Genomic DNA, 13,310 nt, shown 5'->3' on the forward strand with positions numbered 1-13,310 from the left:
CCGGAGCATGAAGATCACCTCGGTCGACACCCTTGTCGTCGACTTCTACCGCACCAACCTGGTGATCGTCCGCGTCTCGACGGACGAAGGAATCGTCGGACTGGGCGAAGCGACCCTGGAGGGCAAGGAACGCGCCGTCCAAGGCGCCATCGCCGAAGTGGCCGAAGCCGTAGCCGGGATGGACCCCACCCGCATATCCGGCATCCTGTATGAGCTGGCGAGGGACTGGTACTGGCGAGGCGGCCCGGTCATCATGACCGCGCTGAGCTCGCTCGAGATGGCTCTGTGGGACATCTCGGCACGAGAGCTCGGCATCCCGGTCTCCCGCCTGCTCGGCGGCGCCACCCGCGACCGGGTGCGCGCCTATGCCAACGGCTGGTTCTCCGGAGCCGTCACGGCCGAGGACTACGCGGCCGCCGCGAGGAGGACCGTCGACAGCGGCTTTCGCGGTCTCAAGTGGGATCCCTTCGAGAACTACGACCTCACGATCACCTCCCGGCAGCTGGACCGCGTGATCGAGCAGATCGACGCCGTCCGCTCCGCCGTCGGGCGCGACGTCGAGCTGTTCATCGAGGGCCACGGCCGGTTCGACGTCACCCACGCCGTCAAGGTCGCGCGGGAGATCGCGCAGTTCGAACCGGTGTGGTTCGAGGAACCCTGTCCCCCGGACAACCTCGACGCCCTCGTCGACATCCGCCGAGCGTCGCCGGTGCCCATCGCCGCCGGGGAGCGATGGTTCGGACGGCAGGGTTTCGCGCCGGCACTCGCCCGTCAGGCGGTCGACTACGTCCAGCCCGATGTGACGCACGCCGGCGGCATCGCCGAGCTGGCCTTCATCTCGACGCTCGCCGCGACCGGCTACGTCGGTTTCGCGCCGCACAATCCCAGCGGACCGCTGAGCACCGCGGCGACGCTGCAGCTCGGGGCCGCCCTGCCCAACTTCCGCTACCTGGAGATCATGGCAACCGACGTCCCATGGCGCCCGGAGATCACCAACGAGAGACTCGTACTGACGGACGAGGGTGACGTCCTCATCCCGACCGGGGCCGGTCTCGGCATCGAGCTCGATCTCGGGGCGATCGCACGGCATCCCTTCACACCCCACCCCTTGCGGATGTTCCAGGACGCCGTCTTCGACATCCGGCCCCCGGACGAGCGGTCCTTCTTCAACCTGGGAGACGGCGAATGAACCGGTCATCGCCCGATGAGCTCGCCGCCGAGGCCGCCTGGTTCGGGGCGGCGGCAGACGCGCTGCCGGACGATGCCGCGGACAGTGTCCTGATCGGCCGGATCTGGGATCCTCTCGTCGAAGGGCCCTCACCCGTGGTGGTCCGCGACGGAGAGGTCATCGACATCAGCACGGAGTTCCCGACGGTCCGCGACATCTGCGAGCTGCCGGAACCCGCTGCCGTGATCTCCGGGCTCGATGGCCGGCATGTCGGCGGCTTCGGGGACGTGCTCGCCAACACCGGGGCCGCGGACCGGGACCCTACCCGGCCCTGGCTGCTCGCACCGGTCGACCTCCAGGCGCTCAAGGCCGCCGGGGTGACCTTCGCCGTCTCGATGATCGAGCGCGTCATCGAGGAGCGGGCCGGCGGGGACATGGCACTCGCGGCGGACATCCGCCGGCGGATGCTCGCCGGCGTTGGTGCCGACCTGCACGACCTGTCGCCAGGTTCCGAGGAGGCGGCGCGGCTGAAGACCCTGCTCGTCGCCGAGGGCGTCTGGAGCCAGTACCTGGAGGTCGGGATCGGCCCGGATGCCGAGATCTTCACCAAGGGTCAGATCCTCTCCGCCGTGGGAACCGCGGTGCCCGTCGGGGTGCTCGCCGCCTCGACCTGGAACAACCCGGAGCCCGAGGTGGCGCTCATCGTCCAGTCGAGTGGCCGGATCGTGGGGGCGACGCTCGCCAACGACGTCAACCTCCGGGATGTCGAGGGCCGATCCGCGCTCCTGCTGCCGATGGCAAAGGACAACAACGCGTCGTGCGCGCTCGGCCCCCTCATCCGGCTCTTCGACGAGCGGTTCGACCTGGAACAGGTGCGCGGCCTCGTGGTGCGGCTGGACATCGAAGGCGAGGACGGCTTCCGCCTTGAGGGGGTCTCGGAGATGGCGCAGATGTCACGCGATCCGGAAGCGCTGGTGCGGCAACTGATCGGCCCGCACCATCACTATCCCGACGGCGCGGTCCTCATGCTCGGCACAATGTTCGCGCCCATCCAGGACCGCGACCACCCCGGCGAGGGGTTCACGCACAAGACCGGCGATGTGGTGAGGATCAGCTCCCCCGCGCTCGGCACCCTGGTCAACCGCGTCCAGCACGCCGAGGACTGTGCGCCTTGGGGCTTCGGAGTCCGCGATCTCATGGGAAATCTCATGAAGAGAGGACTGTTGTGAGCACTGTCATCGCAGTCGATCCCAGGGAGGCCGGCGTCGCGAGACCGGACTCAAGCCTCTGAGGCGGATGCCGTTGCTCAGAGAGTCCTCCCGGCGGACACCCGGCACACCCCGGCCCGGCCGACAACGAGCCTCCGACGCCTCCCTGCTCCGGCGTCCCGAGGCAGTCGACCGGAGAAGGCGGCTGCTCCGCCCGCACACCGGAGGGGACGGCCTTGGCCGGGGTGGTGTGGAGCGCCACCCCGGCAAGGTGGGGATCAGCCGGTAAGGCTCCAGCGCTGGTTGGCGCCGCCGTTGCAGGACCACAGGTTGAGCTTGGTGCCGTTGGCGGTGGCGTTGTTCGGCACGTCCAGGCACAGACTCGACTGCACTCCGGTGATGGTGCCGTTGGCGTTGATGTTCCATTGCTGGTTGGCCTGACCGTTGCAGTCCCAGATGATCACCTGGGTGCCGTCGGCGGCGCCTTGGTTGGAGGCGTCCAGGCACTTGCCGCCGTACACCTGCAGCTGCTTGCCGGCCGTATAGGTGAATCGCTGGTTGGTGCCGCTGCCGCAGTCCCAGATCTGCGCCTGGGTGCCGTTTGTGGTGGCGGCGTTGCTGATGTCGACGCAGCGGCCCGACCCCGCCCCGACGATCCGCACGTTCTGCCGGCTGTCGCCGCCACCCTGCGGTCCGGCCGACGCCATCACGGCCTGGGCGCCGGAGGGCCAGTTGCCGTTGGTGACCGTGACGTTGTTGTTCACCACGTTCCCGCGGTCGCCGTTGGTGATGTTGGTGGCGCTGTTGCTGGTCCAGTTGCCGGTGACGGTGAAGTTGCCCATGTTCTCACCGCCCCAGTAGTTGGCGGTGGCCCAGGTGCCGACGTTGGACAGGACGTTGTTCTTGACGGTGAAGTATTTGGAGCCCTCGTCGAAGTAGATCCCGAACCAGCCGTTGGTCCGCAGGCAGTGGTTGTCGCTGATCACCGCGTTCGGGTTCCACGACAACGTGTAGATGCATCCGCCGTCGGTCATCTGCTGCATGACGTCGTGCACGTAGTTGCCGATGAGCTGGTTGTTCGACGCGGTGGTGGCCGTTGTGTACCGGGGCTGGTAATCGTACAGGCCGCGGTTCGCGTACTGGGTGCTGCCGCCGGGCTCGTTGGCTCCCCATCCGTACCCGATCGACAGGCCGGTGTACGGCATGTTGTAGACCTCATTGTGCGAGACCGTCGCGGTGGAGACATAGGTGGTCAGGACCGAGACGACGCCCCGGTAATCCAGGCCGAGATCGTGGATGCGGTTGTTGCTGACAATGATGTTCCGGTTGACCATCCGCTGGTCACTGGGGTGATGCGCGTCGGCACGCACGCCGCCGACGACGATTCCGCCCGCCGCGTTACGGGCGATCTCCGACCGGGTGACCGTGATGTTGCTGGCGCCCAGGCCGACACCGCTGGCGTGTCCGTTGGCGTCGTTGCCGATGCCGATCGCCGTCTGTCCCAGGTTGACGAACTGCGAGTCGGTGAAGGTGATGGTGTCGGCCGCGGAGACCTGTACGGCGGCGGGCATCTGGTACCAGTTCGGCCGGGTCGCCTCGAACTGCCGGCAACCCTCATGGCAGGAGGTGAACGAGGGCCAGCTCCAGTCGCCGGCCATGTAGGCGCCGGTCTGCTGGTCCACGAAGCCCTGGTTGCCGCCGGGGCCGAGCCAGCTCGTGCCGGAGAAGGTGATTCCGCTGAACGTGATGTGGTGCGCCGGCGCGTCGTAGGTCCCCCCGACGTTCACCAGCGACTGCAGCACCGGCAGTTCCACGCTGACGTTGCTCATGTTCTGCCCGGAGAGCGGGATGTAGAAGAGCATGCCGGTCGCGGTGTTGACGTACCATTCGCCCGGCGAGTCGAGGAACTCGTAGGCGTTGGCCAGATACAGCGGCCCGGCCCGGTGCGGGCTGGAGAAGGTGTCGTACCCGAAGTTGTTGTTGTTCCAGGCGGGCTGCCGCATCGTGATGAGATTTCCGCTGATGCTCTGCACCGGCGCGTACCGGTCGGTGAAAGAACCGATGCTCTCCATCTCAACCCGGCTCTGGTTGGCGAGGCTGTTCAGATAGCTCAGCGCACTGTTGCTGAACCTCATGCCGGTGCTGCCGGCGGTGAAGTCGGACCGGTTCACGCTGGTGCGCGCCCGGGTGGCGAGGGCGCCGTTGACGTAGAGCTGCCGGGTGTCGATCCCGGCGCCCACGTCGGCCCGCCAGATGTTCTTTCCGGAGTCGGCGAGCGACCAGCCGGTGACCGCCCTGGCTCCGCTGATCACGGGATGCGCCGACGAAGCCGCCCGCCAGATGACCTGATATCCGTTCCTCCCGGAGTCGGCGGCGGTCAGCCGTAGCGGCGCGGAGAGCCGGTACACCCCGTCGGCCAGCTCCACGACGATGTCCCCCGACATCGCGGCGGTGCGCGCCCGCACCGCGGCCTGCGCGTTCGGCAATGAGCATGGCTGGGTGGCGGAGCAGTCGCTGCCGGCACCGGAAGGGGAAGCGTAGAGGATCGTGGCAGCCGCCAAGACAGGAGAGGGAGGAGCGACCAGAACGGTTGCGGCGGCCAGGCCGATCGCGGCGGCACCGGCTGACAGCAGCCTCCGCAGCACAGCACAAGAACGTACGAACACGGGCTCTCCTTGAGGAGGTGGGTGGGGGGTGCGGGTCAGCGGCGATCCATCGTGGGGCGAAACGTAACTCGTATGACGTATAACGTCAACAGTCAGGTGCGTCGTGAGTTCTCACGAGCCGTCCAGCGCGGTGCCGGTGCCGCGGTTGATGATCTGGTAGCGGCGGAGTCGCCACGCACGACAGCCGGCCGGGGACTACTGGAGCGAGGCGTCGTCGATGGAGAAGCCGTCGGTGCCCGCCGCCGTCTCCACGTAGAAGGTGGCGCCGGTCAGTGTCCCGCTCCACGACACTGTCGCCGAGCCGGTGAGCTGGGTCCAACCACCGGAGTTCACCGTCGCGGCCGGCGTGAGCTGAAGGTAGCTCGTGGTGCCGTCGGCGGTGACCGCCAGAGTCGCCTTCGCACTGGGCGTGCCGCTCTGCGAGCGCACCCAGACGCTCGTGGCGTAGCTCTTGCCATTGGTCAGCTTGGCCGTCACGTCCTGGGTGATCCCGTTCCACGACGCCGTGCGACCGCTGATGGACAGCGCCCGCGCACCGCCGTGCACCGGGCTGGTGACGGACGACAGGGTCCCGCCGGACGCGCCCCAGCTCGTCGTGCCGCTCTCCATGTCGCCGTTGGTCAGCAGATCCCCACCGGTGCCGGTGCCGCCGCTGAACTGCCACCAGTTCACGTTGAACAGGTTGCCGCTCCCGCCGGTGTACTTGAAGTACAGGTCATAGGTACCCGTCGCGCCGCTCACCGAACAGGTGACCGTCGCCCACGTCTGCCAGCCACCGGTGCCCGGCACGGTGCACGTCCCGACCAGCGTGCCGTTGACACCGTCCAGGCGCAGCTCGATCCGGCCACCACTGGTCGCCGAGGCCACCCGGGCGCTGAACGACGTCGCGCCGGAGCCGAAGGCGACGCCCTTGACCTTGACGTAGTCCCCGTTCTCGATCCACCCGACGTTCATGCCACCCTCGCTGGAGGGCTCGGTCTCCACGCCCGATTCCCAGGCGATGGTCTCGGCCTCCTGGCGGACGTAGGGATTCAAGGTGCCCACCTGCGGAGCGCCGGTCGTGGTCATGTTGATGGCCGGAATGGACCCGTCGGAGTTGTAGGTGAACTTCTCCACGGCCACCGAGCGGGTGAAGCCGCCGCCACCCGGCAGGGCACCGTTGTGGTAAAAGAAGTAGGACCCGCCGTTGAAGTCGATGACGCCGGGGTGGTTCGTGAAGCTGCTGCCCTGTGTGGGCATGACCGTCCCTCGATAGGTCCAGGGGCCGGTGGGGCCGGAGGCCGTCGAATAACCGATGAACTCCGAGCAGCATTTCGCCGCGAACACGTTGTAGTAGAGGCCGTTGCGCTTGTAGACCCAGGGCCCCTCCTCGTACAGGGTCGGGCGGCTCGTGTCGCCGGTGCGGGTGCCGAACCCGGAGGTGGTGAGCGGGATCTGCGTCACGCTGCCCGAGTACGAGATCATGTCGGCATTGAGCCTGACGTACCAGAGGTTTGGATTGCCCCAGTACAGATAGGCCTGCCCGTTGTCGTCGATGAACACGGTGGGATCGATCTCGCCGTTGCGGACCAGCGGACGCCCGATGGCGTCGGTGAAGGGCCCGGTGGGGCTGTTCGACACCCCGACGCCGATGGCCATCTGGCCACTCGCCCGGTCCTTCACCGGCACGTACCAGTAGAACTTGCCGTTCCTGTACACCGTCTGGCCCGCCCACGCGTCGGAGCTCGCCCAGCTGAAGGTCGCGACGCTCATCGCAGCACCGTGATCGGTCCAGTTGACCATGTCCGCGGACGACCAGACCCGCCACTCCTTCATCGTGAAGTATGTCGACCCGTCCTCATCGTGCCCCGTGTAGAGGTACACCCGGCCGTTGTACACCAGCGGAGCCGGGTCGGCGGTGTAGATCGTCTGGACGATCGGGTTGTCAGCCCTGGCCGTACCCGGCGTCATCGCCACCGCGCAGAGCAGCGCGATGATCGCAAGCACGGCGCGCCTCGATATGACGTCGCGCCGAAGGGGAGATGCGAGTTTCATGGCCACCTTCCGGGTCGGGGCGGGAGCGGGTGCGACCGCCTTCTGAGGAGAGTCCGCCGGCATCCGGGGATCGCGACCGGATCGATCCCTGCCGCTGTCTGAGGGAGGTGAGGGGCTTACGCTCGCCGCACGCTTTGTGAGCGCTAACATGGTGTCCGGACCAGCTCACCGGATGTCACCGGCACGTCGCGGACGCCGTGGGATCGATGGGACAGGTGACGAGGACCCGCGTGGTCCAGGACCGGATCATCGCCGGCCCATGTCGGAGCCCCGCGGTTCCTGCCGCTCACCACCGACCCCGGCAGGAGGAAGTCGCGTTAGGGCCTAAGTGTGGAAACCTCCACGAAACATGTCAAGAGCTTGTCCGAATCGATTCGATGAGCCGTCCGAAGCTCCCGCGTGCCCGCGTTCCGCGCGCCAGAGCCCCGCACGTCATTGGGCAGGTGCACCGTCCGTCGCGGCGGCCACGACCGCATGAACGTTTCATCGCCCATGCTCTTCCCGAAAGTGCGGAGCGGCGCCCTGTCCGTACGGGGACGCCATTGCCCCGGCGGCTCCGAGAACGGTGGGGCACTTGACGAAGCTTCGTCGGTCGTATTTGCTTCGCAACACCACCACCTCGGCCGGTTCAAGTGAGCAAGGGGCACGCCTTTGGGTGATGTTAACGCTAACAATTCGCTCACCCGGCAGGGCGATTCGCCCATGGTGCGCCTGCGCAAGGCCAACGGGCGCGAGGAGCCGTGGCGGGTGTCCTTCTGGGGGCTGGGCAACGAGGCGTGGGGCTGCGGCGGCCACATGTCGGCCGAGCAGTACGCGGCCGAGGCCCGCCGGTTCGGCACCTACTGCCGCGACCACGGCGGCAACAAGCTCTACCGCATCGCCGCCGGCGCCAACTCCGGCGACTACGCCTGGACCGAGACGCTCATGAAGCAGCTCGGCGAGCAGGACCACAACACCCCCGACGCGCCCGGTGCGGTGGCGCCGGTCACGCACGAGCAGGTCACGGCCACGGCGTCCGGGGTGCGCGTGCACCTGCCCGCCCACTCCTTCGTCACCGTGAAGGGACGGCTGGCGTGATCGCCCGCGAGTTCACAGGTCCATGATCTGGGCCGTTCAGCACGTCACACCGTACGTCGCCCTGACCGCGACGTACGGTCCTCCCCTTCAGGTGCTCGTCACCACGGAGCCGAGAGCCGCATGATGAACCGCGATATCGGCCGCTCTGCGCGGTCCTCTTCACGGTCATCGACGGCGCGGCGTCCGGTTCGCCACCGCCGTCGGCGGCGGAGCCCGCTCAAGAGCGTCGGCTCGGGACAATGCCCGGATGTCATCAGCGCGCCCCACGGCACCGGCCCCCGGGCCGAGATCTGGAACCGCGGCGCACAGGCCGGCCAAAGCTGACACCTTCTCCTGCCGGCACTCGCGAACCTGACGGCTCCCACGACCGGCGTCGCGCCTCATGAGAGGTTTGGACTCCGAATCGATTCGATTCATCCCATCCATGGAGCTGCACGTCGCGGCAGATTCGGAGGGCGAAACACCCCATACATCTGGTGGACACCTCGTTGACATCCCGTCACCCGGATCTTAGGATTCGGGCGAATCGGTTCGATAATCAGCTTGATCAAGCGCTCCGTCCGGCCATGACGCCAGCCACTCGTGCGCGACCCGGCGCCCGAGCCGATCCGTGCGAACCATCCGCGGCCCCGCAAGGCTCCAGGATCGGCCACGACGTGTCCCGGGATGCCCACCCCCCTGTTCAAGGAGTCACTTGTGGACACCGAATCCAGCAGGCGGCGCAGGCGCCGCCCAAGGCTCGCCACCCTCCTCTCCGTCGGCGTGCTCATCACGACGTCGGTCTTCTCCCCTGCCGCGCCCGCCCAGGCGGCCGATCAGTCGATCAGTGTCGACTTCTCCTCCGCCGGCGGCTCTCCGACCTACCGGGCCTCCGGCTGGATCTACGGCATGACCGAGGACGCCTCCGCGCCCGCGGACCACTTCTTCCAAGACGTGAAGTTCCAGGCCATGCGGGCCGGCGGCGCGCAACTCGACAGCCCGGGAGGCTGGGTCTCCGGCAAGTACGACCGCCGATGGAACGCGACGCGCGCCCAGTTGCTGCGCACCCGGTCGCTAGGCGGCACGTTCGTCCTGCTCGTTCACGACCTGTGGGGTGCCGACGGGTATCCGATCTCCCGGTTCCCGGGTGACAACGGAGACTGGACCGACTACGACAACTTCCTGACCCGCCTCATCAACGACGTACGAGCGACGGGCGCCCCGGTCGAATGGGACCTCTGGAACGAGCCCAACATCACCCTGTTCTGGAATCGCCCGCAGTCCCAGTACTTCGAGATGTGGCGACGTGCCTACCAGCGCGTACGGGCCGCGTTCCCCTCCCAGCCGATCGTGGGCCCGAGCCTTGCGGGCGTGCCCTCCACCGGAGGGTGGTGGACCCAGTACCTCGACTACGTCAAGGCCAACAACGTGGTCCCCGACATCATCAGCTGGCACTCGCTGCCCAGTGACCCGGTCGCCAACGTGGCGACGGCGAACACCACTCTGGGCTCGCGCGGCATCGCCCACCCGCGCCCGTATCAGATCAACGAATACGGGGCATCCAACGAGCAGAACCCGGCGGACGGCGCCTGGTACATCGCCAGGCTCGAGCGGGCCGGCGCGGACGGGCTCCGCGCCAACTGGGCAGGAGGGAACAATCTGCACAACGACCTGGCCAGCCTGCTCGTCCGCAACTCAGCGGGACAGTACCAGCCGAAGGGCGAGTGGTGGGTCTACCGTTTCTACGGCTCACAGACCGGCCGGCTCGTCTCCGTCACCCCCAGCTCCAATTACGACGCGTTCGCCACCAAGGCGAACGGCAATGCCAAGATCCTGGTCGGTGGGGGCACCACGACCGGTAACGTCGCCGTCGGCCTCCAGCGGATCGACACCACGAGCGGCATCGTCCAGAACAACCAGGTGCGGGTGCTCGTCGAGCGCATCCCCAACAACGGCGGCGGCGCGGTGACGGGGCCGATCACCGTCCAGAACTCGGTCGTCACCCTTACGAACAACGGCACGACCGTCAACCTGCCCCACACCGCCATCGACGACACCTTCACCATCACGCTCCTGGCGCCTTCTGACAGCGGGTCGGGAGGTGGATCAACGTCGGCGTGGCGCAACGTCAACGCCGGCCGATGCCTCGATGTGCCGAACGCGTCGCAGACCAACGGCACGCAACTCCAGCTATGGGACTGCAACGGCCAGAGCAATCAGCAGTGGACGTCGACCTCCTCCAAGCAACTGCAGGTGTACGGCAACAAGTGCCTGGACGCGAACGGGCAGGGCACGAGCAACGGCACCCAGGTGATCATCTGGGACTGCAACGGCCAGGCCAACCAGCAATGGAACATCAACACCGATGGCACCATCACCGGCGTGCAGTCCGGCCTGTGCATGGAGGCGAGCAACTTCGGCACGGGGAACGGGACGAAGGTACAACTGTGGTCCTGCACCGGCACCACCAGCCAGAGGTGGACCGGGAATTGAGCCGCTCACAAGTACGTGCGCTCTAAGGCGCACCTCGCCGAGGGACGCGCCCGTCGTCTCCTCTGTTTCGCCTATCTCATCGAAAGGCGCCCATGAGTCGGCGGAGGGAAAGCAGCCGGTGTCCGTGCGGTCCACGTGGTAGATCCGGTCGGCGAAGTCGAGGATGAAGGTCGCGGGGTCCAGGTCCTGCCACACGGTGTGACCGTGGCCCCGCCCGCCTGAGGGCGCCGGTAGGCACCGCCGCGACGGCACCGAGGTCGGCGTCAACGGTGCCGGTGCGGCTCGGGGCGCCGATGACCCGGTATCCGTGCTCGGCGAGGATCGGCAGGACGTGCCGCCAGGCCCGCCAGGTCTGGGGCCGGCCGTGCGGCAGGAGCACCGGTGCGCCCGAGCCGCCGACCACCGCGTGCAGGGTGATGCCGTTGGCGGTGACGGCAGTGTGCTCGAACCCGTCGGGCACCGGGCCGCCGCCCCGGCCCGAGACCGGGTCGGGCGCCGAGTCGGGTGGAGTGTTCATCACGTGGGGATGAGGGCGCCGACGATGGGGAGAAGCTTCTGGCCGGCCGGCGAGGACCAGTCGCGGGCCAGCTGCGTGAGGATCATGTTCGTCGAGGCGATCTCGGCGCCGGCCTTGTCCATGCGTCGCAGCGCGATGTCGTCGGCCGGCTTGGTCATCGATCCGCCGGCGTCGGCGATGACCTGGACGCGGTATCCCTGCTGGAGGGCGGTCAGGGTGGGGTAGACGGTGCAGACGTCGTTGGTGACACCGGCGATGATCAGGTTGCGGCGGCCGGTGGCCTTGACCGCGGCGGCGAAGCCGGGGTCTTCCATGGCGTCCACCACGCCCGTGCGCTGGATGCGTTCCTCGAACTGCTTGGGGGCGATCTCGGCGAGCTCTGGCAACAGCGGTCCTTGCGCGTGATCTTCCAGCGAGGTGGTCAGGATCAGCGGCATGTCCAGCGCCACCGCGGCCTTGGCCAGCGCGAGCGCGTTGGCCTTGACCTCGTCGTGGCCGGCCGAGCCTATCCAGCGCATGGTGCCGAGCTGGTGATCGATGAGCAGGATTGCCGTGTCATCGGGTGTGAACAGGTCCATCGTGGTTCCTCTCAGTGCGGCGGTATCGCCGCGTGCCGGGGCGATGCGGTCAGCTCGGCGCCATCGTGTGGCTAGCCACATAAACTCTATCCACAGATTTAAGTGGCTGGCAACGTAAGTTAGGATTCGAATGGCCGCCGCAGATCCGAGGAGGTCAACGCCGTGACAACCACGCAGCCACCACACGCTGCACGCGCCGGAAACCTGAGCTTCGCCATCTTCGCGCTGGCGCGGGCCCACCGGGCGACCGCGGCGGCCATGCTCCGCGCCCTCGGCCTGCATCCCGGCCAGGAATTGCTCCTGATGCAACTGTTCGACAGGGACGGCCAGACACAGTCCGAATTGCTGGACAGCGTCGGCCTGGACCACTCCACCGTGTCGAAATCACTGCGCCGTATGCAGGAAGCCGGCCTCGTCACCCGCCGGCCCAACGAGGACGACCGGCGGGCGCTCAACGTCTGGCTCACCGACCGCGGCCAGGCGATGCGCGAACCCATCGAGGCCATGTGGGTCACACTGGAGGAGATATCCACTCGAGACCTGGACGAACAGGCGATCAGCTCATTCATCGCCACCGCTCGCACAATCGAAAATTCGGTCAATGACCGAAGCCGGAAGGAATCGGGCCGAACCTCCCAGGAAACGCAGGGCACTGCATGAACAGCGCCTTGGAGCACGCTCGTCCTGGCCGCAGCGCAGGCGATCTGCAGCAGGAGAGGGCGCCTCGCCCACTCGCGGTCGGCGTCGGCGGTCAGGAGGAAAAGGCCCTCCAGTGCCCCTCGGAGACGACCTCGACGGTGCCGTCGGTCACCTTGATGGCCGTCTGGTCGTCGATGGCGTACGCCGGACCCGCGATGTCGGCGGCCCATCTCTCGGCCTTGGCCATGGTGTTTCCCGGCATGAGCTCGTGTCCCAGATGCGGGAAGATCGAGAAGTCGACGACCCCCAGGGTGCGGTCGTTTCCGGTGGGCTGCGTCCATTCGACGAAGTAGTCACCGATTCGGGGGGTCATCACCATGCTTCCGGCGCTCACCCCCACCCAGACCTTCTCGGTCAGAGACGGCAGGAGATCCACCAGCCCGGACTGCCGCATCCAGTGGCACAGGTACGTCGCATCGCCGCCGTCCACCAGCAGGACGTCGGTCTCCCGGACCCAGGGGACCCAACGGTCCTTGCCGATGCTGGGCAGTGCGGTGAGCTCGAGGACGCCCACCGACTTCCAGCCCAGGTCGCACATGGGTGCCGGGGTCTGTCCGGCGATGAAGCGCCAGGCTGAGGCCGGCGTGCACATGGGGTGACCGTACTCCGCCGTAGGGACGCAGAGGGCACTGGAGTCGGCGATCGGCTTGCCCAGCAGGTCGACCAGAGCATCACGGATGCTCTGGTTCGAGACGCCCCCGGACGTGAGAAGAAGCTTCAAGATGTCTCCCGATTTGAGTGCGATGGAGCGGTGTGGTTAGCGTCCACGGGAGTGGTGTACGGGTGATCTTCCCTCTGGTGTGACGGGAGAGATCCATGTGACAAGTGACGGCCACTTCGTAATCCTTCGATTTGCACATTCAGACACGAAGGGGACGAAGTGACCGAAGT

General features: G+C 67.3%; 10 protein-coding genes. 5 read left to right on the forward strand and 5 right to left on the reverse strand.

All coding sequences use genetic code 11. From position 1 onward, the window contains the following. Positions 1-7: 7 nt before the first annotated feature. The gene (locus ABGB18_RS46450; protein ID WP_347702118.1) at positions 8-1,189 is read left to right on the forward strand and encodes a mandelate racemase/muconate lactonizing enzyme family protein; all 1,182 of its coding nucleotides are present in this window, start codon (positions 8-10) and stop codon (positions 1,187-1,189) included. Further along, the gene (locus ABGB18_RS46455; protein WP_347702119.1) at positions 1,186-2,397 is read left to right on the forward strand and encodes a fumarylacetoacetate hydrolase family protein; all 1,212 of its coding nucleotides are present in this window, start codon (positions 1,186-1,188) and stop codon (positions 2,395-2,397) included. The genes ABGB18_RS46450 and ABGB18_RS46455 overlap by 4 nt, the downstream gene beginning before the upstream one ends. 257 nt (positions 2,398-2,654) lie before the next feature. Here the strand turns inward: ABGB18_RS46455 and ABGB18_RS46460 are convergent, their stop codons facing one another. Both ABGB18_RS46460 and ABGB18_RS46465 read right to left on the reverse strand, forming a co-directional pair. Further along, the gene (locus tag ABGB18_RS46460; protein WP_347702120.1) at positions 2,655-5,042 is read right to left on the reverse strand and encodes a ricin-type beta-trefoil lectin domain protein; all 2,388 of its coding nucleotides are present in this window, start codon (positions 5,040-5,042) and stop codon (positions 2,655-2,657) included. A gap of 195 nt (positions 5,043-5,237) precedes the next feature. Continuing rightward, positions 5,238-7,028 (reverse strand): family 43 glycosylhydrolase, encoded by a 1,791-nt coding sequence (locus ABGB18_RS46465; protein ID WP_347702121.1) that lies wholly within the window; start codon positions 7,026-7,028, stop codon positions 5,238-5,240. A gap of 699 nt (positions 7,029-7,727) precedes the next feature. Here ABGB18_RS46465 and ABGB18_RS46470 point away from each other — a divergent pair. Both ABGB18_RS46470 and ABGB18_RS46475 read left to right on the forward strand, forming a co-directional pair. Beyond that, positions 7,728-8,153 (forward strand): hypothetical protein, encoded by a 426-nt coding sequence (locus ABGB18_RS46470; protein ID WP_347702122.1) that lies wholly within the window; start codon positions 7,728-7,730, stop codon positions 8,151-8,153. A 696-nt stretch (positions 8,154-8,849) separates the two neighbouring features. Continuing rightward, entirely contained in the window at positions 8,850-10,625 is a 1,776-nt protein-coding gene (locus ABGB18_RS46475; protein ID WP_347702123.1) for a ricin-type beta-trefoil lectin domain protein, read from the forward strand. A 76-nt stretch (positions 10,626-10,701) separates the two neighbouring features. On the opposite strand, the gene ABGB18_RS46480 is transcribed toward ABGB18_RS46475, so the two are convergent. Both ABGB18_RS46480 and ABGB18_RS46485 read right to left on the reverse strand, forming a co-directional pair. Beyond that, positions 10,702-11,142: a hypothetical protein gene (locus ABGB18_RS46480; protein ID WP_347702124.1), complete on the reverse strand. Its 441-nt coding sequence runs from the start codon at positions 11,140-11,142 to the stop codon at positions 10,702-10,704. After that, complete coding sequence (locus ABGB18_RS46485; RefSeq protein ID WP_347702125.1) at positions 11,142-11,720, reverse strand: isochorismatase family protein; 579 nt, start codon at positions 11,718-11,720, stop codon at positions 11,142-11,144. The genes ABGB18_RS46480 and ABGB18_RS46485 overlap by 1 nt, the downstream gene beginning before the upstream one ends. Positions 11,721-11,882: 162 nt before the next feature. Here ABGB18_RS46485 and ABGB18_RS46490 point away from each other — a divergent pair, with 162 nt between their 5' ends. Further along, positions 11,883-12,380, forward strand: coding sequence for a MarR family transcriptional regulator (locus ABGB18_RS46490; protein ID WP_347702126.1), 498 nt, complete (start codon positions 11,883-11,885; stop codon positions 12,378-12,380). 91 nt (positions 12,381-12,471) lie between these two features. On the opposite strand, the gene ABGB18_RS46495 is transcribed toward ABGB18_RS46490, so the two are convergent. Further along, positions 12,472-13,140 carry a Type 1 glutamine amidotransferase-like domain-containing protein gene (locus ABGB18_RS46495; RefSeq protein ID WP_347702127.1) on the reverse strand — a complete coding sequence of 223 codons (669 nt, stop codon included), beginning with the start codon at positions 13,138-13,140 and terminating at the stop codon, positions 12,472-12,474. Positions 13,141-13,310: the final 170 nt, after the last annotated feature.

Source organism: Nonomuraea sp. B12E4, from assembly GCF_039871825.1.
Classification (GTDB): Bacteria; Actinomycetota; Actinomycetes; order Streptosporangiales; family Streptosporangiaceae; genus Nonomuraea.

What these genes read in the sequence shown, in the direction of transcription:
- ABGB18_RS46450 (WP_347702118.1), top strand. Translation starts at nt 8, where the DNA reads ATGAAGATCACCTCGGTCGACACCCTTGTCGTCGACTTCTACCGCACC.
- ABGB18_RS46455 (WP_347702119.1), top strand. Translation starts at nt 1,186, where the DNA reads ATGAACCGGTCATCGCCCGATGAGCTCGCCGCCGAGGCCGCCTGGTTC.
- ABGB18_RS46480 (WP_347702124.1), bottom strand. Translation starts at nt 11,142, where the DNA reads ATGAACACTCCACCCGACTCGGCGCCCGACCCGGTCTCGGGCCGGGGC.
- ABGB18_RS46485 (WP_347702125.1), bottom strand. Translation starts at nt 11,720, where the DNA reads ATGGACCTGTTCACACCCGATGACACGGCAATCCTGCTCATCGATCAC.